Source organism: Exiguobacterium sp. s22 (genome assembly GCF_018617455.1).
GTDB lineage: Bacteria > Bacillota > Bacilli > Exiguobacteriales > Exiguobacteriaceae > Exiguobacterium.
Window position 1 is genome coordinate 89,978 of sequence record NZ_JACSKD010000006.1, and the last position, 26,310, is coordinate 116,287.

The 26,310-nt window shown below is 49.0% G+C and carries 29 protein-coding genes; 15 read left to right on the forward strand and 14 right to left on the reverse strand.

Annotation, left to right across the window (positions count from 1 at the left end; genetic code table 11):
- Positions 1-54 precede the first annotated feature (54 nt).
- Positions 55-720 carry a haloacid dehalogenase type II gene (locus tag KNO94_RS11085; protein WP_214779695.1) on the forward strand — a complete coding sequence of 222 codons (666 nt, stop codon included), beginning with the start codon at positions 55-57 and terminating at the stop codon, positions 718-720.
- Here KNO94_RS11085 and KNO94_RS11090 read toward each other — a convergent pair.
- Both KNO94_RS11090 and KNO94_RS11095 read right to left on the reverse strand, forming a co-directional pair.
- Complete coding sequence (locus KNO94_RS11090) at positions 717-1,229, reverse strand: GNAT family N-acetyltransferase (RefSeq protein WP_214779697.1); 513 nt, start codon at positions 1,227-1,229, stop codon at positions 717-719. The genes KNO94_RS11085 and KNO94_RS11090 overlap by 4 nt on opposite strands.
- A 15-nt stretch (positions 1,230-1,244) precedes the next feature.
- Positions 1,245-1,697: a MarR family winged helix-turn-helix transcriptional regulator gene (locus KNO94_RS11095; protein ID WP_214779699.1), complete on the reverse strand. Its 453-nt coding sequence runs from the start codon at positions 1,695-1,697 to the stop codon at positions 1,245-1,247.
- 115 nt (positions 1,698-1,812) lie between these two features.
- On the opposite strand from KNO94_RS11095, the gene KNO94_RS11100 reads away from it, so the two are divergent.
- From KNO94_RS11100 to KNO94_RS11115, 4 genes are all read left to right on the forward strand, one after another.
- Entirely contained in the window at positions 1,813-2,169 is a 357-nt protein-coding gene (locus tag KNO94_RS11100; protein WP_214779701.1) for a DUF2200 domain-containing protein, read from the forward strand.
- A complete protein-coding gene (locus tag KNO94_RS11105) occupies positions 2,166-2,597 on the forward strand; it encodes a DUF1801 domain-containing protein (protein WP_214779703.1) in 432 nt (143 codons plus the stop codon). The genes KNO94_RS11100 and KNO94_RS11105 overlap by 4 nt, the downstream gene beginning before the upstream one ends.
- Positions 2,598-2,675: 78 nt before the next feature.
- Positions 2,676-3,317, forward strand: coding sequence for a TVP38/TMEM64 family protein (locus tag KNO94_RS11110; RefSeq protein ID WP_214779705.1), 642 nt, complete (start codon positions 2,676-2,678; stop codon positions 3,315-3,317).
- A gap of 129 nt (positions 3,318-3,446) precedes the next feature.
- Entirely contained in the window at positions 3,447-4,979 is a 1,533-nt protein-coding gene (locus KNO94_RS11115) for a methyl-accepting chemotaxis protein (RefSeq protein WP_214779707.1), read from the forward strand.
- A gap of 38 nt (positions 4,980-5,017) precedes the next feature.
- On the opposite strand, the gene KNO94_RS11120 is transcribed toward KNO94_RS11115, so the two are convergent.
- Positions 5,018-5,875 (reverse strand): SDR family oxidoreductase, encoded by an 858-nt coding sequence (locus KNO94_RS11120; RefSeq protein WP_214779709.1) that lies wholly within the window; start codon positions 5,873-5,875, stop codon positions 5,018-5,020.
- A 145-nt stretch (positions 5,876-6,020) separates the two neighbouring features.
- On the opposite strand from KNO94_RS11120, the gene KNO94_RS11125 reads away from it, so the two are divergent.
- From KNO94_RS11125 to KNO94_RS11135, 3 genes are all read left to right on the forward strand, one after another.
- Positions 6,021-6,449 carry an Rrf2 family transcriptional regulator gene (locus tag KNO94_RS11125; RefSeq protein ID WP_214779711.1) on the forward strand — a complete coding sequence of 143 codons (429 nt, stop codon included), beginning with the start codon at positions 6,021-6,023 and terminating at the stop codon, positions 6,447-6,449.
- A gap of 117 nt (positions 6,450-6,566) precedes the next feature.
- Positions 6,567-7,484: a TerC family protein gene (locus KNO94_RS11130; protein WP_214779713.1), complete on the forward strand. Its 918-nt coding sequence runs from the start codon at positions 6,567-6,569 to the stop codon at positions 7,482-7,484.
- An 87-nt stretch (positions 7,485-7,571) separates the two neighbouring features.
- Positions 7,572-7,733, forward strand: a complete 162-nt coding sequence (locus KNO94_RS11135; RefSeq protein ID WP_214779715.1) for a hypothetical protein — start codon at positions 7,572-7,574, stop codon at positions 7,731-7,733.
- Between the two features lie 44 nt (positions 7,734-7,777).
- On the opposite strand, the gene KNO94_RS11140 is transcribed toward KNO94_RS11135, so the two are convergent.
- Together KNO94_RS11140 and KNO94_RS11145 are read right to left on the reverse strand one after the other, a co-directional pair.
- The gene (locus KNO94_RS11140; RefSeq protein ID WP_214779717.1) at positions 7,778-8,494 is read right to left on the reverse strand and encodes a peptidoglycan DD-metalloendopeptidase family protein; all 717 of its coding nucleotides are present in this window, start codon (positions 8,492-8,494) and stop codon (positions 7,778-7,780) included.
- A gap of 200 nt (positions 8,495-8,694) precedes the next feature.
- Positions 8,695-9,171: a DUF305 domain-containing protein gene (locus KNO94_RS11145; protein WP_214779719.1), complete on the reverse strand. Its 477-nt coding sequence runs from the start codon at positions 9,169-9,171 to the stop codon at positions 8,695-8,697.
- Positions 9,172-9,339: 168 nt separating this feature from the next.
- On the opposite strand from KNO94_RS11145, the gene KNO94_RS11150 reads away from it, so the two are divergent.
- The 3 genes from KNO94_RS11150 to KNO94_RS11160 are packed head-to-tail and all read left to right on the forward strand — an operon-like array spanning position 9,340 to position 11,784.
- A complete protein-coding gene (locus KNO94_RS11150; RefSeq protein WP_214779721.1) occupies positions 9,340-9,678 on the forward strand; it encodes a hypothetical protein in 339 nt (112 codons plus the stop codon).
- Positions 9,679-9,703: 25 nt separating this feature from the next.
- Complete coding sequence (locus KNO94_RS11155) at positions 9,704-10,378, forward strand: response regulator transcription factor (RefSeq protein WP_214779723.1); 675 nt, start codon at positions 9,704-9,706, stop codon at positions 10,376-10,378.
- The gene (locus KNO94_RS11160; protein WP_214779725.1) at positions 10,375-11,784 is read left to right on the forward strand and encodes a sensor histidine kinase; all 1,410 of its coding nucleotides are present in this window, start codon (positions 10,375-10,377) and stop codon (positions 11,782-11,784) included. Before KNO94_RS11155 ends, KNO94_RS11160 begins: the two co-directional genes overlap by 4 nt.
- An 18-nt stretch (positions 11,785-11,802) precedes the next feature.
- Here the strand turns inward: KNO94_RS11160 and KNO94_RS11165 are convergent, their stop codons facing one another.
- Complete coding sequence (locus KNO94_RS11165; protein ID WP_214779727.1) at positions 11,803-12,747, reverse strand: F510_1955 family glycosylhydrolase; 945 nt, start codon at positions 12,745-12,747, stop codon at positions 11,803-11,805.
- 58 nt (positions 12,748-12,805) lie between these two features.
- Complete coding sequence (locus KNO94_RS11170) at positions 12,806-14,818, reverse strand: heavy metal translocating P-type ATPase (RefSeq protein WP_214779729.1); 2,013 nt, start codon at positions 14,816-14,818, stop codon at positions 12,806-12,808.
- Between the two features lie 130 nt (positions 14,819-14,948).
- Here KNO94_RS11170 and KNO94_RS11175 point away from each other — a divergent pair, with 130 nt between their 5' ends.
- From KNO94_RS11175 to KNO94_RS11190, 4 genes are all read left to right on the forward strand, one after another.
- Entirely contained in the window at positions 14,949-16,478 is a 1,530-nt protein-coding gene (locus tag KNO94_RS11175) for a multicopper oxidase family protein (protein WP_251125950.1), read from the forward strand.
- Between the two features lie 158 nt (positions 16,479-16,636).
- Complete coding sequence (locus tag KNO94_RS11180) at positions 16,637-17,782, forward strand: sensor histidine kinase (protein ID WP_214779733.1); 1,146 nt, start codon at positions 16,637-16,639, stop codon at positions 17,780-17,782.
- 96 nt (positions 17,783-17,878) lie between these two features.
- The gene (locus KNO94_RS11185; RefSeq protein ID WP_026825140.1) at positions 17,879-18,022 is read left to right on the forward strand and encodes a hypothetical protein; all 144 of its coding nucleotides are present in this window, start codon (positions 17,879-17,881) and stop codon (positions 18,020-18,022) included.
- Between the two features lie 91 nt (positions 18,023-18,113).
- Positions 18,114-19,199: a GGDEF domain-containing protein gene (locus KNO94_RS11190; RefSeq protein WP_196431250.1), complete on the forward strand. Its 1,086-nt coding sequence runs from the start codon at positions 18,114-18,116 to the stop codon at positions 19,197-19,199.
- Positions 19,200-19,238: 39 nt separating this feature from the next.
- Here KNO94_RS11190 and KNO94_RS11195 read toward each other — a convergent pair whose 3' ends face one another.
- The 7 genes from KNO94_RS11195 to KNO94_RS11225 all read right to left on the reverse strand — a co-directional run bounded on the left by KNO94_RS11195 (position 19,239) and on the right by KNO94_RS11225 (position 26,305).
- Positions 19,239-19,913 carry a glycerophosphodiester phosphodiesterase gene (locus KNO94_RS11195; protein ID WP_214779735.1) on the reverse strand — a complete coding sequence of 225 codons (675 nt, stop codon included), beginning with the start codon at positions 19,911-19,913 and terminating at the stop codon, positions 19,239-19,241.
- Position 19,914: 1 nt separating this feature from the next.
- Positions 19,915-21,222 carry an ABC transporter substrate-binding protein gene (locus KNO94_RS11200; protein ID WP_214779737.1) on the reverse strand — a complete coding sequence of 436 codons (1,308 nt, stop codon included), beginning with the start codon at positions 21,220-21,222 and terminating at the stop codon, positions 19,915-19,917.
- A gap of 16 nt (positions 21,223-21,238) precedes the next feature.
- On the reverse strand, positions 21,239-22,048 hold the full coding sequence (locus tag KNO94_RS11205) for a carbohydrate ABC transporter permease (protein WP_214742064.1): 810 nt from the start codon (positions 22,046-22,048) through the stop codon (positions 21,239-21,241).
- The gene (locus KNO94_RS11210; RefSeq protein WP_214779739.1) at positions 22,045-22,950 is read right to left on the reverse strand and encodes a carbohydrate ABC transporter permease; all 906 of its coding nucleotides are present in this window, start codon (positions 22,948-22,950) and stop codon (positions 22,045-22,047) included. Before KNO94_RS11210 ends, KNO94_RS11205 begins: the two co-directional genes overlap by 4 nt.
- The gene (locus tag KNO94_RS11215) at positions 22,947-24,038 is read right to left on the reverse strand and encodes an ABC transporter ATP-binding protein (RefSeq protein WP_214779741.1); all 1,092 of its coding nucleotides are present in this window, start codon (positions 24,036-24,038) and stop codon (positions 22,947-22,949) included. Before KNO94_RS11215 ends, KNO94_RS11210 begins: the two co-directional genes overlap by 4 nt.
- Positions 24,035-24,631, reverse strand: a complete 597-nt coding sequence (locus KNO94_RS11220; RefSeq protein WP_159562954.1) for a glycerol-3-phosphate responsive antiterminator — start codon at positions 24,629-24,631, stop codon at positions 24,035-24,037. Before KNO94_RS11220 ends, KNO94_RS11215 begins: the two co-directional genes overlap by 4 nt.
- A 192-nt stretch (positions 24,632-24,823) precedes the next feature.
- Positions 24,824-26,305: a cryptochrome/photolyase family protein gene (locus KNO94_RS11225; protein ID WP_214779743.1), complete on the reverse strand. Its 1,482-nt coding sequence runs from the start codon at positions 26,303-26,305 to the stop codon at positions 24,824-24,826.
- Positions 26,306-26,310 lie beyond the last annotated feature (5 nt).

Here is a 26,310-nt window from a genome sequence, read left to right on the forward strand (position 1 = left end):
CCTATTATATTCTGAACAAGACGGGTATAACGACACAGAAGGAGGAATGTTTTTATGAAACAACCTATCAAAGCCATCGTCTTTGACGTATATGGCACATTATTTGATGTCCATTCGGTGAAGGATGCCTGTGAACAAGAGTTCCCTGAAAAAGGAGCTGCCATCAGCCAAGTGTGGCGGACGAAACAACTCGAGTATTTCTTTTGGCGCCACATGATGGGACGTTATGAAGATTTCGATAAAGTGACCCGGGACGCACTCCGTTACGCGCTCGCCGTGCATGATGCAACATCGACGGAGGAAATAGAACAACGTCTGGTCGCATCGTATGCGCACCTCACCCCGTATGAAGAGGTCGAGTCGGTCCTAAAAGAGTTGCATGACGTGAAGACCGTCATCCTCTCGAACGGAACGGACGAGATGCTCGAGGCACTGCTTCACAACGCCGGTCTTAGCGATTATTTCGATGAGGTTGTCAGCGTCGACGGCATCAAACAACCGAAACCGACGCCTGCCGCCTACATGCACTGGTTCAAGACGTCCGGTCTTCGCCGTGACGAGGTGCTCTTCTTATCGTCAAACGGCTGGGACATCGCCGGGGCGAAAAACTTTGGTTTCCAAGCGGCATGGATCAATCGGAACGACTTACCGTTCGAGGAGTTCGATGTTAAACCAGATGCCGTCTATCCAAACTTGAACCACTTGTCAGAATGGCTCTAGTCCGTGAACGACTTCATGAAAATGAGGTCGTTTTGTGCATCTTCCCCCATGAAAAAGGTGTGCACCCCCGTCTGTTCGAACCCGTTTCGTCGATAGAATCGAATCGCTCTCTCATTACGTTCCCATACGCCGAGCCACATCTTTCTCTTGTGTAGCTCCTTCGCTAATTCAGTCGCCTTAGTAAATAACGCTTTCCCCACCCCGTGACCTTGAAACGCTTCGAATACGTAAATCCGTTCGATTTCACTCGTATCGGCGCCCATCGGTTCAGATTGAGCATCGCGTACGTTCACTTTCAAATACCCTGCCAACTCGCCATCTACGTGCGCAAAGTAGAAATGAGAGTCAGGGTGTGCCAACTCTCGCTTCAACTGCTCAGTCGCGTACGCTTTTTCTAAGTAAGCGTTCAAATGCTCTTCTGTGTTGTGACGTGCGAACGTCTCCGTAAATGTCTGGATGCTAATGTGACGTAAGGCTTCTACGTCTGTCACCTTCGAGATTTCAATCATGTGGTCACGCTCCTCTCAGTATTCTCGATGCTTGCCTTTCTTCACTTCGGCCCAATCTATCTCCACATTGCTTCGTACTTTTTTTAGTAGCTGCAACAGTTGCGCTTTTTCTTGCTCGTCGAGTCCCGATAACGCGACCGATGTCGAATATTCATGTTCCCGAATGATGTGCGGGTACAATGCCTCGCCTTTCTCCGTCACGTACAGGCGTTTAATTTTTTGATTCTCCAAATCTGATTGCCTTTCAATCCATCCTTCTTGCTCTAATTTTTTGATGGCACGTGCGGCGGTCGTCCGATCTACCTTAATCAACTCTGCTAGCCGCTCTTGAATGATACCTGGGTGTTCAAAAATCCTGACGACATATAAGTACTTTCCCTTTTCTAAACCGAGTGCCTTGAATTCAATGTTGCTGATTGAATCGAGGGCACGTGCAATCATCCCAATCTCTCGTAAATGGTCATGCATCCTGAAACACCCCCATTTTGTTGTAAATGCAACAAAAATATTTGATATAAGCATACTTGATTTTGTGAGAGAATGAAAGTAGAGAATTCTATATGAAGAAGGAGATGAGTGCACAATGGGTCACCGCATTTACACGACGAGCTTTGCGAGCGTCTATCCACACTACGTCGCCAAAGCAGAACGAAAAGGACGGACGAAAGAAGAAGTCGACAGCATCATTGAGTGGTTGACCGGGTATGATGAATTCGGACTCGAGCGTCAAATTGCTGATGGGGTTGATTTTGACACATTCTTCGCTTCAGCACCTCGTCTCAACGAAGACCGCACCCTCATTAAAGGCGTCGTCTGTGGGGTCCGCGTCGAGAACGTGGAAGAACCGCTCATGCGTGAGATCCGTTATTTGGACAAACTCATCGATGAGTTGGCAAAAGGAAAGAAAATGGAGAAAATCTTACGAGGAGGCGAATCATGATGGACGTGACGACACTCGTCGACGAGGAACGACTCGATTCATTTATTCATCTGATCGAAGTTATCGATGATCATTTACCTGACGGATTTGGAAAGACGACGGACGGACAGGGTGTCCATTACGTCGTCCCACTCGAGCGATATCCGTCGGGTTATCACGTCACACCAGGGACACCGCTCCCGTTCATTAGCGTGATCGCGCAAAAGCGTCACGTCGGACTTTACCATATGGGCATCTACTCCGACCCTGAATTGCTCGCGTGGTTCGAACGAGAGTATGCGAGTCGTGTCCCGACGAAACTGGATATGGGGAAAAGCTGTATTCGTTTCAATAATGTGAAGCGAATCCCGTTTGACTTAGTTGGGGAACTCGTCGAGAAAATGACTGTCGAGGAATGGATTCAGCGTTATGAAAGAAGCCGAGGCTAAAGCTTCGGTTTTTTCGCACATCCGTTTTCTTTCTAAAGCCGAGTATACGGTATGCTTAGAAAAAAGGAGGGACACCTCATGCCACGTTGGCTAAAAATCACTCTATTTTTACTCGTGTTCGGCACGTTGTTCTATATCACCCATTTCCACTATGAGTTGCGTCCGTCTGACATCCGGGACATCGTCTTGTCATTCGGATTTTGGGGGCCACTCTTCTTTATTTTCCTTTATACCATCGGTCCGGTCGCATTTTTACCAACATCCGTGCTGTCACTCGGAGCCGGACTCGCATTCGGCGTGTGGCCAGGAGTCCTCTATATCATCATCGGCGCGACTGCTGCCGCGACGACCGGGTACGTGATGGGGCGCTTTTTCGGTCGATCGGTCATCAATGTCGACCGCTATCCATGGTCAGAGAAACTGTTCACTCAAATGGAACGTCGTGGCTTTTTATATGTATTTGTCCTCCGGCTCATCCCGCTCGTCAGTTTCGACTTACTCAGTTATGCCGGCGGAATCTCACGTGTTCGCTTCCGTGCCTTCGTACCGGCTACCGTGCTCGGCATGATTCCGGGGACGTTCGCCTACAGCTTCCTTGGGGCGAGCCTCGCCTCAGGCAGTGTCACTACGATTTTCATCGCCGCGCTCGTCTTCGTCGGCTTGATTGTCGTGACGTATATCTTCCGGGAACCGGTGAAAAAGTGGTTAGGCTTAAATTAAGAATTTATGTAAAGGAGCCATATGCTCTTTTTTTATGCGTTGAATGTGCAATCTATATTAACTTCCGTCAACTTCATCCGATATGTATAGAGCTACAACAAATGAACACGAGAATGTGAGGAATGAAAGATGAGTTTTACGAAACGAAATCAGTTGATGTTGTTGACGACGTTATTGATTGTGATGACGTCGGTTATTGTCCATGTGCTTCATCGTTTTACGGACTTCGCCTATGCGTATACAATTTTACGAAATGGTGCAGACGGTTATATGTACTCCGGCGTGACATGGGTCCTTTTCGCAATCCCGATCGCTTTATTCGGGATGATGCTCATTACAGCAAAACGAGAGTCTGCGTCCTTTTCCTATTGGATGATGTTGACGCTCACCTTCGCAAGCATCTCGACCGTTGCCGGTGGACAAGGACTCGTCGAGTATCATTTTTCGATTTTTGTCGTCTTGGCTATTTTGTCGTTCATGCGTCGAATTGATTTGATTTTGTATAGCGCCGGAATCTTTGCTGCGCAACATTTACTCGGGTACTTTTTGATTCCTGAGATGATTTGTGGGACGAGCGATTATCCGTTCAGTTTACTCCTCGTTCATGCCGTATATTTGATTCTTCTCAGTGTCGTACTTGTTACCCAAATTCATTTCCGCAACAAGGAAGCACAACGTATCGCTGACCAAGAAGAAGGGACACGACAGTTATTACAACAAGCGATTCATGACGTCAGTTCCCTTGTCCGGTCCTTGAATAGCCATGCGGATGAACTCGAATCCGCTGCGAATCAATCGCTCGAATCCGGGGAACAAATCGCCATCACGGTCGACCCGATTGTCGCGCATGCTTCGTCTCAACAAGCTTCCATGGTTCAAGGTGCGGATGAGATTCAATCCATCCGTTCGCTGACCGCGCTCATCCAAGAACGGATGGCGCAAACCGCAGCAGCTTCGTCCCGTATCGCCAAAGACGCTATTGCCGGGAACAAAGACATGCGTCTCATGGAAGAAAAAGTACATGAAATCATCACGGAGTCGGAACAACTCGATCGAATTGTCGCAACGATGTCGACTCGTTCAACCGAAATCCATGGAATCTTGCAACAAGTCGGCTCCATCAGTGAACAGACGAACATGCTCGCCTTGAACGCATCGATTGAAGCGGCTCGCGCCGGAGAGGCCGGTCGTGGATTTGCCGTCGTCGCCTCTGAAGTCGGGAAACTCGCTGTCCAATCGCGTGAATATGCATCCGAGATGACCCGCGTCCTCGGTGGGTTGATGGAGGATACAACCGTCGTCTCCAAATCAGCGCATCTTTTCAAACAAGCAACAGAAAACTGTCAAACGGTTACGAACGATGTGACGGCTGTTTTTGGACGTCTAACGGAAGATGTTTCAGAAATCGACGAACAAATCGCTTCGATTCAAGAAACACGCCAACGGGTCACGACACAGATGGAGGCACTCGAAACACGACTTGAGTCGACGAAATATGCGGCGAATGAACTCCAACAACAGATTCAGCATGTTGCCGCGGCAACGGAAGAGCAAGTCGCTATCCAAAAAGAACTCAGCTCGATGTCGGACCGACTCGCTCTAACCGCGAATTCGCTTGAAGACGTGACGACTCAACTCGAGGATCACGCCACTCGTGCCTAACACAAATGCCCCCGACCAAGTGGTCGAGGGCATTTTACTTATCGGTCGAGCAATTGACGAATTCCGTCTTGAAGAGGTGTGACCGGGCGTCCGAGAACCGGTTCGAAGTCACTCTCATGAATTTCAAGCGTTCCTTGACGAATGCTTCGCTGAATCCCCGCAAGAATCGCAACGACTTCTTCCGGCAATCCAGCCCCGCGCATCGTCTCTTCGTACGCCTCGAGACTCAACTCCTGCATCATCACTTCACGACCTAACACTTCACTGAGCGCGTCTACAAGATCTTGCTGGGTATGAAGTGGTCCTGATAGTTCGTAGATTGCATGATCCTGTTGTTCTTTCAACAGTACATTCGCAGCGGCTTCCGCGTAATCTTGTTGCAGTGCCCATCCGACTTTCCCATCTCGAGCCGCCGTGATCCATGGTGCCCCGTCAATCACCGCTTGAATGCTTGATAATTCGTTCTCTAAGTACCAGTTGTTCCGTAAGAACGCATACGGAATACCGGACTCGACAATCGCTTCCTCTGTGACGACATGTGGAGGTGCCATCAAGTTCTCACTGTCTGTCGCATCAGCTAGACTCGTGTAGGCAATGAATGAAACACCTGCCCGTTTCGCCGCCTCGACCGCGTTCGTATGTTGACGAATCCGCGTATCGTTATCGCCATCTGCCGAGATAATCAATAGACGCTCGACACCTTTGAACGCTTCATCGAGTGTGTCTGGCTGATCAAAATCACCATGTCGCACGTCAACGCCCCGCTCTTTGAGTGACGCCGCCTTTTCTGGATTCCGTACGCTGACAGCGAGCTCACTCGCATCAATCGACTTGAGTAGCTCCTCCACGATCTTCGAGCCGAGTTTCCCCGTTGCTCCTGTGACTAAATATTTCATTCTTTTCCTCCCTTAACCTGTAATCGAATCACTTACATGTAATCATGATAATTACAGGTAACTGATTTGTCAATTATTCTTTCCCTGTTATACTAAGCATGTAACAAAGTTGTTTACATCTATAAAAACCGAAAGGGAGATATTTATGACAATCAGTAGTCGTTTTTCGGTTGCCATCCACATGCTGACTCTTGTCGCGCTTTCACCACCAGAACTGATTTCATCAGATTTTTTAGCGCGGAGCGTAAATACAAACCCTGCTCTTATTCGAAAAATTATGGCCATGTTAAAAAAAGCAGAATTGATTCAAGTTAAACCAGGTGTTGCTGGTGCAATTCTTACTAAACCACTAAACACCATTTCACTTCTTGAAATTTATCAAGCCGTTGCTGTCGTCGAACCAAATGAACTGTTCGGAATTCATGATCAACCAAATCCGGCTTGCCCAGTCGGAAGAAACATCCAAGCAACGATTGAGCCCATTTTTATAACAGCTCAATCCGCCATGGAACGAGTCCTAGAGCAAATTATGCTTGCAGATGTTGTACAAAACATTGAACAAAGTATAGATTGATGAATAAACAACCACTCCTTTTCGAGTGGTTGTTTATTTTTACGCTTGACTTTGAGTTCTTATGAACTTAAATTAAATATATATAAGTTCATATGACCTCAAAAGGAGGAATTGTTGTTGACCCTACTCATCGGATTTTTACTCATCGTCATCTTCATGCTCGCGCTTGACCTCGGGGTATTCCACCGTAAAGCACACGAAGTCTCGCTCCACGAGGCGTGGACATGGACGTTCGTCTGGATTGGAATTGCCATCATATTCGGGGGATGGTTGTTCTACACGCAAGGCAGTACGGCCGCAACAGAATATGCGAGCGTCTACTTCATCGAGAAGGCACTCGCCATTGATAACGTCTTCGTCTTCTCACTCGTCTTCGCCTACTTCGCCATCCCGCTCAAGTATCAACATAAGGTACTGTTCTGGGGGATTCTCGGAGCAATTTTCTTCCGCGCCGTCTTCATCGTCGCTGGGGTATCCCTTTTAGAAAACTTCGGTTGGGTCTATTACGTGTTCGGAGCGTTCCTCGTTTATACAGGATGGATGATGTATAAAAATATCGGGAAAGACGAGTCACTTGAAGAAAACAAGACGATTCGTTGGCTCGAGCGACGCCTTCCCATCACACAGGATATCTCATCAGGAAAATTCACGAAGCGCATCAATGGGAAGTTGTTCTTCACGCCACTCTTCCTCGCGCTCATCTTCATCGAATTGTCGGATATCGTCTTCGCTGTCGATTCGGTCGCTGCAAGTTTTGCGTATTCACGTGATCCGTATATCATCTTCTATGCGAACATCATGGCGATTCTCGGACTTCGTAGTCTCTACTTCGTCCTCGCCAACTTGATCGACCGCTTCTACTATTTGAAACACGGTCTCAGCTTCATGCTCGTCTTCATCGGAGCGAAGATGATTTTGGGTGATGTATACAAAATGCCGATTTGGATGTCTCTTGGAACTATCGTTCTCGTCATCTTGATTAGCGTGCTCTATAGTTTCTACAAAACGAAACCTGGTTCGTCCAAACACGTATAATGAATCAATCAGTCCATTTCGTCGGTGTTCTTTCTTTGAAAATCGGGTAATCATTGAGGTGCACAACTACAGAAAAGGGGATTCACTATGTTTGATCGAATTGGCCTCATGAGTATCGGTCTCGTCTTCGGGATCATCCTCATGTTACTCTTCAACAACCTGTTCGGATTGGTGTTCGGTGTCGTCCTTGGTATCAGCCTCATCGCCGCCAACCAAATCGAGCGAAACAAACAAACGACGTGGCATTAACCAAAAAGCACGCGCCCCATCCTTTGGGAGCGCGTGCTTTTATGTCAGAACATCGTATACGGATTGATACTGTTGGCAGGAGATGAACTGCTATACACATAGCTGTTCCGATGCACTTCGAAGTGGAGGTGGTTCCCGAACGAGTTGCCGGTATTCCCAACCGTTCCAATCGTTGCACCTTTTGCTAGCGTCTGTCCTGTGACGACATTGAGACGATCGAGGTGTGCATATACTGTGATGTATGTTTGTCCGTTCAACTGATGGCTCATCATGACATGGTTACCGTAAGCCCCATAGTTCCGAGAAACGATGACTTTTCCATAGGCGGTTGACACGACCGGTGTTCCTTTTGGAGCAGCCAAGTCGATGCCGTTATGGAACGTGTAGCCGTACTGCCCGCTCGCCGGACCATACTTTTGTGTCAACGTCCCTTTTGTCGGGATGATCATTTTCGCAGTCGATGTCGTTGAAAGCGTGGAGACACTGTACTTCTTCACATATGTACTGGAGACGTAGCGGGATGTCCCGTTGAAGTTGATTTTTGTCCATCCCCCGCTCACGCCGAGATACTTGAACGATTGTCCCAACTTGGCGCTACCGACGATCGCATACGTCGTGCCCGGGCCCGAACGGACGTTTAAACTGTTGGTCGTGACTTTGACATAATACGTGGTGGCGGCTTCAACCGGGGTACCTGCCGGAGTGAAAATTCCGACGGTGAGAAAAACGGCACACAAGAGGGAAAGCATCTTTCGTTTCATGATGTGGTAAATCCTTTCAATTATGTATTTAAATTTTTATATTTTATATTATCTAACTGAAAAAATTTTACCACCAAAATGAACCGACAAATATGTCATTTATATTTCAAATAAAGGAAAACAAATTCTAACTTACTTTCTTTATTTTTCCTTTCGAATGGATTAAAAAATACACAGCCGATTTCGACTGTGTATATCCGTCATTCCTCATTTTCCTCTGCATTCTCTTCTTCATCCTCTAAATCTTTAATCAACTGTTTCATTTCTTCGATTTCGCGGCGTTGCGCTTCAATAATTCCTTCAGCTAATTCTTTGACGCGCGGATCTTCAATTTCAGCGCGCTCACTCGTCAAGATCGCAATCGAGTGGTGCGGAATCATCGCCTTCATCCAACTGACGTCATCGACAGTCGTTTGACTCCGTACAAGCCACAGGGAGACACTGAAGACGAGGACGCTGACCCCTATAATGATAAAGTTGAAGGCTTTGTTCTTATACATACCCCACATGAAGAGCAACATGACGATTGCCATGACCGATCCCATGATGAGTGCCATATACAACCTCGTTTGACTAAAGAAGATATGGTTGATTTGAAAGACGTTCAAATACATGAGCCAATACATAATAAATGTAGAGACCACAATCATGATGCCGAATTTACCGTATGATTTCATCTCGTTCATCCTTTCTTGTTATGCATGTAGAATTACTTTTACCTACTTGTTCTGCACTCAAACCTGCATATTTTTTAGCCATGGCGTTTTCTGAATGTTTTTCACTTCTTTTTCACAATCGTCGGGTAGACTAATGAAATTGAGATTTTGCACGGAAGGAGAACGACAATGCAAGAGGTGACATTGCGTGACGTATTGGCATCACTGGATTCTGTGTTATCTTGGTCGTATCTTGACCGTCCTGAAGATATGGTGATTCGCGGTATCGGAACGACACCAGAAAAAATTAAAAAAATGTTTTTATATGTATGCAAACGTCCGATTAATGAACGAGGTGTCGATTTAGTGAAGGTGGCCATCCGAAACGGGGCAGTCGCAATTGTCACGGAACAACCGATTGACGCGAGAGTGCCCGTCATTTACTGTCGAGACGTCGCGCGCGCATGTGAACAACTACAGACTCTTTTCGCTACAGAAGGAAATCATGTGAAGCACGCGGAACGATAATAAATAAAGAAAGGAGGAGTACAAGATGAAGATTCTCATTGTAGACGATGAAGAAAAAATGAGACATTTGATTCGTCTGTTCCTTGAGGGTGATGGGTACTCTTGCATCGAGGCAAGCGATACTCGTTCCGCACTCGACAAAATCGAAGAGCGACCGGATCTCGTCCTTTTAGATATTATGATGCCAGAAGTAGATGGGATCTCACTTTGTCGTCAGTTAAAGACGATGGACCCGGCATTACCTGTCGTCTTGTTGACGGCACGGTCAGACAACGAGACGACCATCCGAGGATTAGATGCTGGAGCGGATGATTACGTTACCAAACCGTTCGATGGAAACGTCCTCCTCGCCCGTATTCGCGCCGTCTTACGACGGACCCGTGTCGTCAATATTCAATACGGTCCGCTTCGATATGATGAAGAGAGCGGACGTATTCTTTATGAGGAACAAGAAATCGTCCTCACGCCGAAAGCGACGGCCATTCTGAAACTGTTCCTTCAGCATCCGAATCGACTCTTCAACCGCCTAGATTTATTTGACCTTGTCTGGCCCTACTCTGCTGAATCCGATCCTCGTACGGTTGATGCGCATATTCGTATGATTCGAGAAAAATTAGGAGATGCCGGCTTTCCAATCGACGACTATTTGAAGACCGTTTGGGGACGTGGCTATCGATGGACCGAGGAGCGTTCCAGATGAAACGAAGTCGTAACAGTCTACCATTTCGCATCAGCCTCGTCTTCCTCTTATCTACGTTATTAATTGAAGGCGTGTTATTCCTTCTCCTTTATCACACGTTACTCGGCGAACGCGTTGTAGAAGAAATCAATCGTCTCGAGTCGAGGGCCGAGAGCCATGCGAACGTGTTGGCGATGAACTTTTCAAAAGAGACGATTGGTCACGTTGCTACGATGGAAAGTGAGACGGACACAAAAGTTGCCATCACCGACCCAGCACATGATCTTCTTCAAACGTCCCGTTCTTTTCCACAGGTACTAGTCGATACCGTCGAAACGAAACGACGTATAGCTCCATTCGATGATACGACTGTTCTAGAGGACGACTGGGAAAATGAGCCGTATTTAAGCGTTCGTACGCCGATCACGGATGATCTTGATACACGGTATGGGTACGTCTACATGTTTTTACCGACTGAGATCATTCATGGAATCAGTCATCGCCTTCAGTTGCGATTTCTCTACATCACGGCTATCGCACTCGTGACGACGATCTTGACTTTCATTCTTCTAAGCCGACTTATTTCAAAACCGATTGAGTCATTAAGACGAGCGACGGAGAACGTTCTCACAAACCCGGACGATTTACAGTTACCGACGAATCGAGTTGATGAAATCGGAGAATTGGCACGTTCAATCGAATCGATGTCGCTTGAATTATCTCGGCTACGACGCGAGCGGCATCAGTTTCTATCCGATCTCTCACATGAAATTAAGACCCCCCTCACCTACTTGAGAGGGTATGCCGAAATCGCTTCGAAAGACAGCACTCCAGAATCACTTCGGCAACAGTCGATTCAAACGATTTTAGATGAGAGCCGCTCGCTCACAGAACTCGTCGAAAATGCATTTCAATTGGCACAGCTCGATGAAAACACGTTCTTGTTACATCGAGAAGAAGTGTCTGTCACGACGTTTTGTGAGGATTTACGACGAATGCTCGATACGATGTTCCGAATGACGACGATTCGCTTCGATACTCTGCCAAATGCCGGACGACCAGATGTTTCGCTCACATTAGACCGTCATCGAATGCTCCAAGTCTTCCGCTCCATCGCCCATAATGCGATTGAACATAGTGAGGCGACACAGGTTTCCCTGCGCTCAAACGTCACGGACACTCACCTGGTCCTGACCGTTACAGACAATGGGAAAGGCATTCCCGAAGAAGATTTACCGCACATTTTTGACCGCCTGTATCGTGTGGAAAAATCACGGTCCCGACAGACCGGTGGCAGTGGACTCGGACTCGCCATCGCTGACCAAATCGTCAACCGTCACAGCGGGGAATTGACGGTCACGTCTGATGCATCGGGTACTTCTTTCACCGTCACGCTTCCACTCGACAAAAAGACGCCTTCCCTTTAATGGAAAGGCGTCTTTTGTTTAGTCGAGCTCCCCTGCGTCAAGACGTGTCTGCCACTCTCCGTCCGTGAACTCATATACACTGTTATCCGATGCGACGACTAGCATGCGTTCCTCTTTCATGACCAATTCAATCGGTACAACATCCGTTTGAAGCGTTGGAAGCTTGAACGTTTCGGATGAGGCATCGTCTAAGTTGTAACGAACGCCTTCAAAAGAATCGCCCGTCCGTCGGATGTAAGCCAACTGCCCATCGTCCGCCCCGACCGTGACGACTTGTTCCGACTCGACGAGTGGCTCGAACGAGTCTCCCGCATCATTCGAAACGAGGATGCCGGACGGTCCGTATAAGAAGACGCGCTCCGCATCCGTCGCATCGGCGACGATGCCTGCGACTTGTACTCCCTCGATTCCGTTCACTTGCATCGGTTCAAACGTTCTTCCTCCGTCTGTCGAGCGATGGAAACCTGTCTCGAGTTGAGACGTCGCCTCTTCTAAATAGACGTACAGCGTTCCTGTCTCATAACCGGCACTCATATAGTGGAAATCCGCCTCTCCTTCAAGCGACCGTGCTTCTAACATCGCACCGTGGTCTTTTCCATGCAACACACCAAGTGGATTTTTGAAATCTGTCCGACGATCGGGGTGACCGCTCGCATAAAATCCATCCTTGACGACTTCAAACCCCATATAGTCGTGACGATTCGTCGGAAGTGTATACCAACCGTCTTCTCGATATTCTATCAACCCGGCATGCGTCGCGATGACAGGACGTTCGTCGTCTTGCCAAAATCCAGCCCCGTGGATATGAGAAACCGTTTCATCGGATTCCACACGTTGCCACTCGTCTTTTGTAGGTGTCGTCACGTTCTCGGATTGACCGGTGTCCGACGGTGCTTCTTCCGTTCCACAAGCCGTTAAAAGCAGTGGCGTCAAGGCTAGTGATAACAGTAACGTTCGTTTCATCTCGATCCCTCCATCTATAGCATCCCATTTAGCATACGTGCTAAAGATGAAAAACTTGTTAAATCTTCAGAAGTCGGGCGTTGATGGCGACAATAACCGTGCTTAAACTCATCAAGACGGCACCGATGGCCGGGGACAAGATGATGCCAATAGGCGCTAACACGCCTGCAGCGAGTGGGATGGCGACGACGTTATACCCGGCGGCCCACCACAAGTTTTGAATCATCTTCCGATACGTGTTTTGTGAAAGATCTAAAATCGATAGCACATCTTTCGGATTACTGCGAACGAGGACGATATCTGCCGTCTCAACGGCAACGTCCGTGCCGCTGCCGATTGCAATACCGACATCCGCTTGCGCCAGCGCCGGAGCGTCATTGATTCCATCCCCGACCATCGCTACTTTACTTCCGTCTTTTTGGACGTCTTTTACTTGGTTCGCCTTGTCGTCCGGCAATACTTCGGCATACACGTCATCGATGCCAAGCTGACCCGCGACCCAATGCGCGACCTTCTCGTTGTCTCCCGTCAACATGATGGAACGAATGCCTTTTTCACGAAGGGCCTCGACGGTCTCCTTCGCTTCTTCCCGTACTAAATCGGCCATCGCGATCATACCAACCCATTCCCCGTCCTTCAAGACAAAGACGACGGTCTTTCCTTCTTCCGAGAGTCGTGCGAACGTCTCTTCATCGATCTGAATGTGTTGATCACGGATATGACGTGGACTGACGACCTGAACATGTGCTCCGCCGACCGTCCCTTCTAATCCGACACCCGTCATCGAACCGAAGTTGTCGACATCCGCCAGTTTCAATTCTCGTTTCTCGGCTTCTCTTAAAATCCCTTGCGCGAGCGGATGTTGCGACTCCCGTTCGACAGCTCCAGCTAATCGCAATACGTCTTCTTCTGTGAAAGATGAGCTCGCTTGTACGTCCGTGACGCCAAAATTTCCTTCCGTCAACGTACCCGTCTTATCAAAGATGACGGCATCGAGGCGACGCGCTTCTTCAAATTGAGTCCGATTACGGATAAGGAGACCTTGTTTTGCCGATAACGCTGTCGAAACGGCAACGACGAGCGGTGTCGCCAGTCCGAGTGCATGCGGACACGAGATGACCATGACCGTCACCATCCGTTCGACTGCCGTTCCGACCGAATAGCCGAGCATGAACCAGATGATAAATGTGATGATGCCTGCGGCAATCGCGATATAGAACAAATATTTCGCCGCACGGTTTGCCAAGTTTTGAGCCCGTGACTTCGATTTTTGTGCCTCGCTCACCAATTCGATGACTTTTGACAAGTACGTGCTTTCTCCCGTACCAATCGTTTCAATCGTTAAACTACCTTCTTGGTTGATGGAGCCCGCAATGACATCTTCACCTTCTGTCTTTTCGACCGGGACCGATTCGCCGGTCAACATTGACTCGTCGATGGTCGTTCGTCCTTTGATGATTTTCCCATCCACAGGAACTTGTTCCCCCGGTTTGACGAGAATTCGGTCTCCTTCTTTCAGTTCAGAGATGGGGACGTCTTCCGTTTCTTCCCCATTGATACGATGCGCCTCGTTCGGTAAAAGCTGCACGAGTTGCTCCAACGCATTTGACGCCCCCATCACAGAACGCATCTCAATCCAGTGACCGAGTAGCATGATCACAATCAATGAAGCAAGTTCCCAAAAGAAGTCATGTCCACTTCCATAGCCAAAGACGACAGCTGCGCTATAAAAGTAAGCGACGCTGATTGCCAAGCCAATGAGCATCATCATGCCTGGGCTACGATCCCGCAGCTCCTCTGCACTCCCTTTTAAGAACGGCCATCCTCCGTATACATACACAATCGTCGCCAACACAAATAAGATAGTCTTTTCAAGCGGAAAATCGAGTTCAAACCGCAACCATTCTTGAATCATGTCCGACAACAATAAAATCGGAATCATCAGACCAATCGATACGAAAAATCGTCGTTTGAAATCGTCAATCATATGCTCGTGTCCATGTCCGCCATGATGAGAATCGTGACTCTCCTCATGATGTTCATGGTGTTGATTGTGTTCGTGTTCCATCATCTATCCTCTCCTTTACACATATTTCATACCCCTATGCGGTATATAAATAAACGGATTCGGACTTTCATGTTTCTTTCACAATTAGGTGGTACAACAGGGTGAAGACTGAACAATGAAGGAGTGTTATCAGATGAAATCAAAAGGAATGTGGTTTCTGTTGACGGGGATTTTAATTGGGGGCATCCTCGTCTTACTAGCCGTTCTCTTCAACGGAACATGGAACCATAACAACAATATGAATCAAGATCATAAGATGGGCAACGATTCGTCAACCGGGCAAATGGGTGACCACATGATGGGCAATAACGGAATGGATGGCAATGGCGGACCGATGGGACACGGTGCGACCCAAAATCTCCAAGCATCGGATGAACCGACACAGACACTTCCGATTCCGACTGCCTTACAGCCAGATCGTGTCACGGGAGACACGGTATACTATACGGTGGAAGCAACTAAAGGCACGTCACAATTTTTCAAAGACGGCAAGAAATCGGAAACGTTCGGCTATAATGGAGACTTACTCGGACCAATGATCGAGTTACCGAAAGGAAAAACAGTCGTAATCGATACCATCAATCGATTGGATGAACCGACAACGTTCCACTGGCACGGACTCGTCATCCCTGCCGACATGGACGGAGGACCTCATCAGACCGTCGCCCCAGGTGAACGGGCACAAGTTCGACTCGACATCAATCAAGAACCTAGTACACTGTGGTTTCATCCCCATCCGATGGGATCGACAGCCGAACAAGTTTATAAAGGGCTCGCCGGTCTTCTTTATGTGACCGACGATGCACAGAACGGTCTCCCAAATGAATATGGAGTCGACGACATCCCGCTCATCGTACAAGATCGGCTCTTCACTGATAACGGCGAGTTGGATTATGATGCCCACATGAACGTCGACGGAACGACGGGCGATACCATTCTTGCGAATGGAGCCATCAACACGACGTTCGATGTTCAAACCGAGACGCTCCGTGTTCGGCTCGTCAACGGTTCGAATGCGCGTGATTTTGATTTTTCATTATCTAACGAGGCTGAGATGACGCAGATTGCGACAGACGGAGGGTCGTTAGAACGCCCGATTCCTTTAGAGACCCTCACGTTGACACCAGGCGAACGGGCCGAGGTGCTGATTGATTTTTCACAAGTAGAAGATGACATCGCCTTAGAAGCAGACGGGGTGACATTCACCACGTTTCGTGTCGGTGAACTCGACAAAGCATCCATCGATATTCCGACGACCGAAACGATGGAGCGCTCGACAGATGAGAAAGCAGATCGCCGCCTCACGTTGTTTGGAATGGGAAATATGGTGTCAATCAACGGAAAAACATATGACCCGGATCGTATCGATATCGAAGCGAAACGCGGAGACACCGAAGTGTGGGAGATTGAAAATAAACCTGACATGATGGGCGGGATGACGCATCCTTTCCACATTCACGGCGTCCAGTTCCGAATCATCAGTCGGGACGGCAACCCACCAGCCGATTATGAGAAAGGGTGGAAGGACACGGTCGCTGTGGCTCCCGATGAACAGGTGAAAATCGAACTGACCTTCACTAAAACAGGAACGTTCATGTATCATTGCCACATCCTCGAGCATGAAGAGAACGGGATGATGGGACAATTAAAAGTGACTGAATAACTCACGCCTCTCCGTTCACGTAGCGGAGAGGTGTTTTTTAAGATCCGTCCCAATTTCGATACGTTTCTGCTAGGACTATTGCCTGTATAGGGATTCCTTCTCGAATGTCGTATACTTGTTGTGAATGCATGTACAAATGTTCGCGAGGAGGTAGGTCTATGCGCCGATTTCGTAGGGTTAGGCAGAAACGCTCCGCTCGTCAAAAACAGCAACGTCATACGTTCTCCATCGCTTCTATCGTGGAAGAAGTACAGGATGCGATGTGTTATATCGATTTCTCGAGGTGCCGCCTGTATACGAATGATTCTCTTCGTCACTGGTACCCTTCTATGACGACACAGTCTTTTGACACATTGGACACATTGACTCGTTATGTATATACCACGTTGGAACGGCACGGGGCGGATTCCACACAAGTCATGCACCTGATTCAGGAATTGCTCGAATGTGCGACCGAAATGGATCCAAGGATGGCCTCACGTCGTCTTCGTTTTGATGACAAGACGCTACATTTGATTTTCAACTTCACACGTACACCACGTGGCGTTTTTATCATGTGGCGCGACCAAACGGAAGCCGTCCGCTTTGAAGAGCGTAAAGACAGTTTTCTTGCCGAACTGTCTCATGATTTCCGTACGCCATTGACTGCCATCCACGGCTATACGGAGTTACTTATGAGACGTCATCAAGGTTCGGAAAAGTCGTATCAGATGCTACAACAAGTCAAACAAGAATCGGAGCGACTAGAGCGACTCGTCGATAATTTTCTCGATTATCAAAAACAAAGTTACACGGTCGAGCAATTGACTGTGACGACATTCGCACTCCGGCCACTATTAGAGGATGTCATATCGAGTTATCAAACGACCTCTCCTCTTCATACAGTGACGTTTGAAACGAATGATGTCTCGATTCAAGCAGATGAAGAAAAGTTACGGCAATTGCTTCATAACCTGATTAGCAATGCGATCAAGTATTCTCCCGAAGGTGGGGAGGTTCATACCCAGGTTGAGGAATGCGACGGGACGGTGATCTTGTCCGTATCTGACACCGGCATCGGCATTCCAGAAGATGCGCTTCCCTACGTATTTGATGAATACTATCGTGTCGAATCCGCCGCCCATCAATCGATTAAAGGAACCGGTCTCGGTCTACGGATTTGCAAACGAATCGCCGAAGCCCACGGTTGGGGAATTCATGCAGATTCGGTATATGGAGAAGGGACGACTTTCACGATTGAGCTTCATACCCGACAGAGTTGTCCATTGCTACCATCCCCTAAACATTCGGTTTCGTTCGACTGATTTAATCGGTCGAACGTTTTTTAATTTGTTTCGATTCAAGAATGAAGCGCATTCGTTTTGGGAATAAAGAAGTGTCGAAGAGAGGAGGAAATGAAGATGAAACAACGTGGCTACTTATCGATTCCCGTCGCGGTCGTATTCGCCGTCGTTTTCGGGCTCACCCTCGATAATTGGTGGCTCGGCATTGGAATTGGCATCGCTATGTTTTTTGCGTTTCGAGGAACAAAGAAGAAAGCGTGAAAAGATAATGAACATTTACACACCTTCAGATTGACAATTATTTGAAGACTGCTACCGTTAATGTATAGTCTATCGAAAAGGTCGTGAAGGAATGACGCTCACCGTCTTGTTGCTCAATGCTTGTGTCGCATTCACCGGATTTTATATCATCTCGAAGATTTATCATTCTTCGCTTTTTAATTCGTACCGTCTTCGTAGTTCTGTGATTGGAATACTCGCCGGTGCACTCGGTCTGTTTTTGATGTATAACGCCGTAGAAGCTAACGATATGGTCCGTGTGGATTTACGTCACTTACCGCTCGTGTTGCTTGCTTTTTATGGTGCTCGTTTTCCTTTATTCATTGCGACACTTGTCATCGCCAGTACACGATTCTTGTTCGGAATGACCGAGCAGGCCATGATTGCATTTATCGCGACGTTCATCGTCAGCATCGGGATGCTCTGGATTCATCGGCTGCTTCGGGAGCGACTCTTCTTACAGAGTATCTTTTTGAACGTATGGGCGCTCTTCATTATTTCGATTGCCGTCTATATCAATATGGGTTGGAGCACAGCCTATGTATCCCTCGTCTTGTCCATTTGGATGATTGGCATGCTCGTCGGTCTACTCTCGAGCATCCTCACCATCGACCTTGAACAAACGACCCGCCGTGCCATCGAGTACAAACAGTCGTCTGAACGAGACCATTTGACCGGTCTATACAATCGACGTGTGTGGGATCGATATACGGCTTCCATCGGGCAAGAGAATCGGACGTACAATGTACTCGCGCTCGATATCGATCATTTTAAACATGTGAACGATACATATGGTCACGGAAACGGTGATCTCGTCTTACAACAGTTCGCCAACATCTTAAAAGTCGAGACGCGTGCCCATGACACTGTCGCACGAATCGGTGGCGAAGAATTCGTCATCTTGATGTACGACTTGACGCCAGAGAAGGTAGACAAAGTGGCCAACCGGATACGAGAACGGATTGCTGCTGAACTATTCCACTTGAACGATTTTCCACCGATTCAAATCACGACGTCCGTCGGGGTCGCACACGGGACCTCGCTCCCCATCAAGCGGATGGTAGATCTCGCTGATTCGGCGCTCTATCAAGCGAAAAACGAAGGGCGTAATCAAGTTGTCATCTCAACCTATGACACACCAGAACCGATCATGACATGAATGAACCCCGCTCCTTCTCAGGAGCGGGGTTTAGTCTACTCATTTTGTAAACCGTTCAATCTCATCTGTCATGATGGCCGAAACCGTTATCGGGGGCAGGTCCTTCACGTCGTTGATCGTGTAGAGCCGTGTCTCGAGCGTCGTCTGTTGTATCTGATCCCATGCTTTCGAACCGATAAATGCAGGCTGGGCGTGAATCGCCTCGGCCCGAATCGTTTCAGCGAACGAGACGGTGTCCGACTCACCCGTGAGTGTCAACACTGCAAGCCGGGCGACTGGTGCCACATCTCGCATTCGGACGAGCGTTTCACGATTGAATGAGGAGAACACGACACGGTCACCGAGTTCAAACTCGTTGACAGCAAACCAAGCGAGACGTTCAATCCCTGGATACGCATATTGATCCGTCTTCAATTCGATGTTCAGGGTGACGTTGCTTCGTTCAATCAGTCCGAGCACCTCTTCTAACGTTGGGATGCGTTCATAGCCGTCAATCTTCAACTGGCGCAACTCCTGAAGCGTCATGTCTTTCACCCATCCCGTTCCATTTGTCGTCCGGTCGACGGTTTCGTCATGAATGACGACGAGACGCCCGTCCTTCGATAGCTGTACGTCCAGCTCGATTCCGTCCACATAGGGAAGAGCTGCCTCGAACGCGGACAATGTATTTTCCGGGTAATTGGCGCTATAGCCGCGATGTGCGTAAATCAACATGTCACTGCCCCAAGGTGGAAGTCGTCTCATCGGCCGCACGCTTCAATGCTTCTTCGACCGACACCCCTTGATACAAACTTTCCATCGCGTTGACGACACTTTGACGTGATTGCGGGAACGTCGAGATGAGCGCTCCTTGTGTCGCCGGTGATGGTTTCGTCTCACTGAGTTGGTCGACCGTCACTTTCAGTTGTGGATATTTCGCCCACATTTCTTTTACGATCGGTTCATTGTATGCTTCCGGATTGATGGCGAAGTAGCCTGTGTCAACATGCCACTGTGCTTGCGCTTCCGTTGAAGCGACATACTTCATGAACTCCCATGCGCCTTCTTTCGTCTCTTCGGCAATGCCATCACCCATCCAGAGCGATGCCCCGCCGATGACGACGCCTTGACGCTCCGCTTCATTCGGTACCGGTAAGTACGATGCGCCGATTTCAAAGTCCGCGTTGTCTGCTACCGTACGGATTCCTGCTGACGAATCAAGGTACATGGCAACTTTTCCAGATTGGAATGCCGCGCGCATGTCGTCCCAGTTTTGACCGACGTTAAGGAACGTCTTCTCATCGTACATCTCTTTGATGAGATTGAACGCGTTCTGTCCTTCTTCGCCATTGAACACGGCTTTCGTCGGGTCTCCGCTTCGTCCATTGTCATTGTCGACATACAGTCCACCTTGTGCGGCCAAGAGCTGTTCAAAGAACCAACCGTAGTTGAGCATCGTGAAGCCGGTCTGACCGTCCGTTGTCAACTTCTTCGCCGCCTCTTTCAACTCGTCATATGTGCGTGGTGCTTTCTCTGGATCGAGCCCTGCTTTTTCAAACGCCTCTTTGTTATAGATGAGGATCGGTGTCGAGGAGTTGAACGGCATCGAGTATTGCTTCCCATCGACCTGATAATAACTCAAGATGTTCTCTTCCCATACGCTCGTGTCAAAATCCTCTTTGTCGATGAACTCTTGAACTGGTGTGATTTTGTTCGAATCGATCATGTATTTCGTCCCGACTTCGAACGTCTGCATAATGGCGGGCGCGTCTTCCGAACCGGCGACCGCATTGAATTTCGTCAACGCTTCCTCATATGTTCCTTGGAAGACCGGTTTGACTTCATAGTCGTCTTGCGAAGCGTTGAACGCATCGACTTGACTGTTTAACGCCGTCTCCAAGTCCCCGCTCATCGCATGCCAAAAGACGACCTCTGTCTTTCCGTCTTCTGTCGTCGCCGCGACGGGTGCCGCTTCTTCACTGCCACATGCCCCGAGTAATAACACCGAACTTGCCAACCCTGCGAATAATCCTAACTTTTTCATTTGTCATATCCCCCTATTATTTGATAGCGCCTTGCGTCAATCCTTCTTGCAGGTGCTTTTGTCCTGCAAACAACAATACGAGTGTCGGAATGATAATCAAGATGACTGCCGCCATGACGACGCCCCAATCCGAAGCGACCTCGTTCGACTGCATCTGTTTGATGCCGATTTGAACCGTCCGCGCCTGTTCCGTGTTCGTGACGAGAAGCGGCCATAAGTACATATTCCAAGTCGTTAAAAAGCTATACACCGACAATGTGACGAGCGGTGTCTTCGAGACCGGTAAGACGACGTTCCAAAAGAAACGGAAGCGACTAATCCCAGCAATTTGGGACGCCTCGTACATTTCATATGGAATCGTCTTAAACTGTTGCCGAAGTAAGAATGTCCCGAATGCGAGCGCGAAGAACGGCACCGACAATCCCCAGACGCTATTCAGCCAGCCGAGCGACTGAATCGTTAAAAAGTTTGGTACCATCGTCGCTTCCCATGGAACCATCATCGTTGCTAGGAAGAGCATGAAGATGAGCCCTTTTCCTTTAAAGTCGATGAAGACGAACGCGAATGCCGCAAGACTCGACAAGACGACCTGTCCAATCATCACAAGGAGCGCCACGATCAGACTGTTGAGCAGGTACGTCATCATCGGGATGCGCTCGAATGCGGCCACATAGTTTTCAAATGAAGGCTCACGTGGGAGCAGATGTCCCTGAAGCACTTCCTTCCCGTCCATCAGACTGATTGAAAACGCATAGGCGATCGGAAACAGCATGACGACTGCGCTCAAGACGAGTAAGACATATACGCCAACATTCCGTAGTCTCATTGGTAATGCACCTTCCTTTCGACCAATTTAAATTGGAGCCATGTCAACAAAAGGACGGCGATAAATAAGAGCACGGCCTGTGCACTGGCGCTGCCGACGTTATAGTTGATAAACGCATCTTTGTAAATGGCATAGACGATGACATTCGTCGCATTCGTCGGTCCACCTTTCGTTAACAAGTCGATCTGCCCGAACGTCTGGAAGGCGTTGATGAGCGAGATAATCCCGACGAAGAAGAGTGTCGGTGACAACATCGGGATGGTGATGGCGCGGAGCTGTGTCCAGTAGCTCGTCCCGGCAATGTCCGCACTCTCATACAACGTTCGGTCAATGTTTTGAAGACCGCCGAGTAGAATCAAGAACGTGAAGCCGATGTTCATCCAAACGGTCGCAAGTGACACGGAAAGGAGCGCATATTGTGGATCGAGGAGCCACTGTACGCCGCTCGCACCAATTGCCTCGAGGAATCGGTTAAAGATACCGATTGACGGATTGTACATGAACATCCAAATGACAGATGATGCCGCGACGCTCATCCCCATGGTCGCCGAGAACGCCGTCCGAAAGATGCCAATACCCTTCAGTTTCTCATTGGCGAGGAGTGCGAGACCGAGCGCAATGAGAATCGTGAGCGGGACCGTCAAGAGGACGAATCCGACTGTCGCCTGAATGCTTTGCCAAAACGCGGCGCTCGTGAATAGCGTGCTGTAATGACCGACCCCGACAAATTCGAGTGGCGTTCCCTGTGTGTCGATCCGGAAAAAGCTTAAATAAATCGTTCGCAACAGCGGATAGACGAGAAAGACACCGAATAAGATGATTGACGGAGACAAGTACAACAGACCGCTCGCTGCGTCAGATAGCCGTGTCCGGACTTTCTCTCTCGGTAAGGCGACCGTCATTGGAACACCTCCAACGCCTCAAACAGTTTCGGTTGTCGTGGTTCGATGCGCTGTCCGTTCGTATCAAATAGCGACATCTGTTTCGGATCCACATAACACGCCACTTTTTCGCCGACCGTGAGCGGCCATTGTCCCGGCCATTTTGCCAACCATTCGTTCCCTCCGACGTCAAAGGCGAGAATCGTCTCGGTCCCGAGCACTTCAATATTTTTCAGTTCTGCGTAAAATGTCACATCTTCGTCCGCCGGCTTGATTTGCTCAGGACGCACACCGAGTGTCGCCTGCGACGTTTCCGTCAGTGCGTTTGGATGGAACAACCGCCCGTCTGAGGCCATCCAGCCTTTTTCTTGTCGTGTCACGTCGACGAGATTCATCGGAGGTGACCCGATGAAGGAAGCGACGAACGTATTCGCCGGTTTATTGTATAAGTCGAGCGGCTTTCCGACTTGTTGCACTTCCCCCTCATTGAGAAGCAGGATGCGGTCTGCCATCGTCATCGCCTCGACTTGGTCGTGGGTGACATAAATCATCGTCAATCCGAGTTTGCGCTGTAACTGACGGATCTCTGAACGCATTTTTGCCCGTAGCTTCGCATCTAAGTTCGAGAGCGGCTCATCCATCAGGCAAATCGGTGCCTCGGTCACGATGGCCCGTGCTAAAGCAACACGCTGTCTCTGACCACCGGAGAGCTCGCGCGGTTTCCGTTTTAAGTAATCGGTGAGTCCGAGTGTCTCCGCCGCCTGTAGGCAACGCTCTCGCTGTTCGAGCTTCGTCAGTCCTTTCGTATGTAGACCGAACGTTATATTTTTCTCAACCGTCATATGTGGGTAAAGGGCGTAGTTTTGGAACACCATCGACAAGTGACGCTCACTCGGCTTCATCCCGTTCGCCGCCACCCCGTCGATGCGAAGCGTGCCGCTTGTGATGGATTCGAGCCCGGCAATCATCCGAAGCATCGTACTCTTCCCGCAACCGGACGGTCCGACGAGTGCGAAAAATTCACCTGCCTCAATCGTCACGTCGATGCCTCGAATGACTTCCGTCTCCCCGAATGATTTTGTCAGTTGTTGTAGTTGGATCGATTTCATGCTAATTCCTCCTTCTGACTTTGCACGTGCCAAAGTCGTTCATCCCCGGTCGACACGGCGAATGCCCCATGATCGAGGGCGCGATGCACGTCAATCGGTTGACGAATCATGCCACCTGTCACAATCGGAAAGGAGACTTCCCGAGAAATCTTCTCGACGACGCTCGGAATCAGCCCAGGCATGAGTTCAATCGCATCCGGTTGTTGAGCCTCAGCGAGTTTGAGTCCGCTCGTGACGGCATCCGAGTCGACGAGAAAGAGTCGTTGTACCGTCAACAGTCCCGCTCGCTTTGCATGCTGGAGCACGGATGCTTTCGTCGTGACAATCCCATCGGCGCCGACACGTTTGGCGAGGTAATCGATCCCGTCCCGGTCGAGGCTGATGCCATTGATTCGCTCGGCGTGGAGGAAGACCGTTCGATTCTCTCGCTTCAAGTGCGCCACATAGCGGTCGAGTGTACTTAGCGTTCCCATCATGAGAAACGTCGTCGTCACATCCGTCCGTAAAAACGCCTCGATTTGTTTTGGACTTTTGATGGAGGCAATCATTCGTTCTTGTCCGATTCGTGCAATCGCTTCATTCACTTGAATCATCCTTTCTTGAAAAAAAGGACCAACAGAAACGACACGTCATCGACGTACGGGCTTCTGTTGGTCTCTCAAAGATTCTACCGGTAACTATTCACTTGGAGTGAGGGGGTCTCACAGCTCCTATCGTAACGAATGATTGTAAAGCTATGATAAAGGAATCGCTAAGTTTCATGAAGAGAACGTAAAAAAACCGATTCACGGGGAATCGGTCAACGTCTGTTCGGCTTTCGCTAAGATGTCGGCTTTCACGTCATCATCCCGTCCTTGCCAATTGCGGACCATCATCTTCATCCGCTGGTTTTTCGAGAATCGTTCTTCGTGACGATCGATGAACCGCCAATAGAGGGCGTTGAACGGACAGGCGTCGTCTTCTGTCGTGTGTTTCGGGTTGTATGGGCAATCCCGACAGTAGTCACTCATCCGGTCGATATATTTTCCAGAAGCGACATACGGTTTTGTGGCGAGCTTTCCACCGTCCGCATGAAGGGCCATCCCGAGCACATTCGGCAAGACGACCCAGTCATAGGCATCGATATACATCTCATTGAACCAGTCGCTCGTCTGCTTCGGATTGATTTCAAACAATGTCGCATAGTTTCCGAGCACCATCAGTCGCTGGATATGATGATTATGGGCATGAGCGACGACCGGTTTCAAACTTTGATGTAGACAGTTCAAATCCGTCTTCGCGTCCCAGAAGAAGGATGGCAAGTCGCGTTCATGCTTGAACGTGTTCACGTCTTCATAACCGGGCATGACAGCGAGATAGACGGCGCGCATGTACTCTCGCCACCCGAGAATTTGCCGGACGAATCCTTCAATCGACGATAGCGGTGCATCCGCCTGACATGCCGTGTCAACGACTTCTCGCGGTGTCAATAGACCGACATTGATGGCAGCCGACAACAGGCTGTGCGACATCTCCGGTTCATCCGACATCATCGCATCTTGATACGGACCGAACGTCTCAAGTCGTTCTTCCACGAACCGTTTTAGCGCACGTCTGGCCTCGGTATGGGTGACCGGCCAATGAAATGGGGTTGTTTCCCCTGGATGATCCGAAAACGTCGAATCGACCTTTTCAATGACGTCTTTCGTGATCGCGTCGGGGCGGAAATGGATGGCGGACGGAAACGATAGATCTTCTTTCGGCGGTTTCCGATTTTCCGCATCAAATGACCACTTCCCACCGCGAGGCTTCCCCTCTTCGAGCAAGACATCGAATCGTTTCCGCATGTGACGATAAAAACGATCCATTCGCCACGGCTCATTCCCAAGCGTCTCGGTTGCTTCCTCTTTCGATAGATAGAAGAGCGGGACATCCGTATGTTCGACCAGTTTATGCTTCTTCCCGAATTGTTTCAGTTTTTTCGCCATCGGTTCATCCGTGACGGCGGTGACATGAATTTCGTCCGGATTGTACTGTTTCACATGATTGTCCCATGCCTCTTGGAACGAATCCGCCTCGTGATAATCCACGGTATATCCTTTATCGCGCAATTCTTCCGCAAAGTGTCGCATCGCAGAGAAGATGAGGACGAGCTTTTGTTTATGGTACGGACGCCACGTCGCGCGAGATGTCGCCTCAATCATGACGATGACGTCATCTTCTTTCATATCCTTCAGCATCTCAAGTTCGTGTGAGAGTTGGTTGCCGAGTATCCAAAATGAACGCATGTTGT

What these genes read in the sequence shown, in the direction of transcription:
- KNO94_RS11190 (WP_196431250.1), top strand. Translation starts at nt 18,114, where the DNA reads ATGACGCTCACCGTCTTGTTGCTCAATGCTTGTGTCGCATTCACCGGA.
- KNO94_RS11180 (WP_214779733.1), top strand. Translation starts at nt 16,637, where the DNA reads ATGCGCCGATTTCGTAGGGTTAGGCAGAAACGCTCCGCTCGTCAAAAA.
- KNO94_RS11220 (WP_159562954.1), bottom strand. Translation starts at nt 24,631, where the DNA reads ATGATTCAAGTGAATGAAGCGATTGCACGAATCGGACAAGAACGAATG.
- KNO94_RS11145 (WP_214779719.1), bottom strand. Translation starts at nt 9,171, where the DNA reads ATGAAATCATACGGTAAATTCGGCATCATGATTGTGGTCTCTACATTT.
- KNO94_RS11135 (WP_214779715.1), top strand. Translation starts at nt 7,572, where the DNA reads ATGTTTGATCGAATTGGCCTCATGAGTATCGGTCTCGTCTTCGGGATC.
- KNO94_RS11150 (WP_214779721.1), top strand. Translation starts at nt 9,340, where the DNA reads ATGCAAGAGGTGACATTGCGTGACGTATTGGCATCACTGGATTCTGTG.
- KNO94_RS11095 (WP_214779699.1), bottom strand. Translation starts at nt 1,697, where the DNA reads ATGCATGACCATTTACGAGAGATTGGGATGATTGCACGTGCCCTCGAT.
- KNO94_RS11115 (WP_214779707.1), top strand. Translation starts at nt 3,447, where the DNA reads ATGAGTTTTACGAAACGAAATCAGTTGATGTTGTTGACGACGTTATTG.
- KNO94_RS11085 (WP_214779695.1), top strand. Translation starts at nt 55, where the DNA reads ATGAAACAACCTATCAAAGCCATCGTCTTTGACGTATATGGCACATTA.
- KNO94_RS11170 (WP_214779729.1), bottom strand. Translation starts at nt 14,818, where the DNA reads ATGATGGAACACGAACACAATCAACACCATGAACATCATGAGGAGAGT.
- KNO94_RS11225 (WP_214779743.1), bottom strand. Translation starts at nt 26,305, where the DNA reads ATGCGTTCATTTTGGATACTCGGCAACCAACTCTCACACGAACTTGAG.
- KNO94_RS11195 (WP_214779735.1), bottom strand. Translation starts at nt 19,913, where the DNA reads ATGTTGATTTACGCACATCGCGGCTATAGCGCCAATTACCCGGAAAAT.
- KNO94_RS11090 (WP_214779697.1), bottom strand. Translation starts at nt 1,229, where the DNA reads ATGATTGAAATCTCGAAGGTGACAGACGTAGAAGCCTTACGTCACATT.
- KNO94_RS11210 (WP_214779739.1), bottom strand. Translation starts at nt 22,950, where the DNA reads ATGACGGTCGCCTTACCGAGAGAGAAAGTCCGGACACGGCTATCTGAC.
- KNO94_RS11110 (WP_214779705.1), top strand. Translation starts at nt 2,676, where the DNA reads ATGCCACGTTGGCTAAAAATCACTCTATTTTTACTCGTGTTCGGCACG.
- KNO94_RS11160 (WP_214779725.1), top strand. Translation starts at nt 10,375, where the DNA reads ATGAAACGAAGTCGTAACAGTCTACCATTTCGCATCAGCCTCGTCTTC.
- KNO94_RS11125 (WP_214779711.1), top strand. Translation starts at nt 6,021, where the DNA reads ATGACAATCAGTAGTCGTTTTTCGGTTGCCATCCACATGCTGACTCTT.
- KNO94_RS11200 (WP_214779737.1), bottom strand. Translation starts at nt 21,222, where the DNA reads ATGAAAAAGTTAGGATTATTCGCAGGGTTGGCAAGTTCGGTGTTATTA.
- KNO94_RS11120 (WP_214779709.1), bottom strand. Translation starts at nt 5,875, where the DNA reads ATGAAATATTTAGTCACAGGAGCAACGGGGAAACTCGGCTCGAAGATC.
- KNO94_RS11165 (WP_214779727.1), bottom strand. Translation starts at nt 12,747, where the DNA reads ATGAAACGAACGTTACTGTTATCACTAGCCTTGACGCCACTGCTTTTA.
- KNO94_RS11175 (WP_251125950.1), top strand. Translation starts at nt 14,949, where the DNA reads ATGAAATCAAAAGGAATGTGGTTTCTGTTGACGGGGATTTTAATTGGG.
- KNO94_RS11155 (WP_214779723.1), top strand. Translation starts at nt 9,704, where the DNA reads ATGAAGATTCTCATTGTAGACGATGAAGAAAAAATGAGACATTTGATT.
- KNO94_RS11205 (WP_214742064.1), bottom strand. Translation starts at nt 22,048, where the DNA reads ATGAGACTACGGAATGTTGGCGTATATGTCTTACTCGTCTTGAGCGCA.
- KNO94_RS11215 (WP_214779741.1), bottom strand. Translation starts at nt 24,038, where the DNA reads ATGAAATCGATCCAACTACAACAACTGACAAAATCATTCGGGGAGACG.
- KNO94_RS11105 (WP_214779703.1), top strand. Translation starts at nt 2,166, where the DNA reads ATGATGGACGTGACGACACTCGTCGACGAGGAACGACTCGATTCATTT.
- KNO94_RS11100 (WP_214779701.1), top strand. Translation starts at nt 1,813, where the DNA reads ATGGGTCACCGCATTTACACGACGAGCTTTGCGAGCGTCTATCCACAC.
- KNO94_RS11140 (WP_214779717.1), bottom strand. Translation starts at nt 8,494, where the DNA reads ATGAAACGAAAGATGCTTTCCCTCTTGTGTGCCGTTTTTCTCACCGTC.
- KNO94_RS11185 (WP_026825140.1), top strand. Translation starts at nt 17,879, where the DNA reads ATGAAACAACGTGGCTACTTATCGATTCCCGTCGCGGTCGTATTCGCC.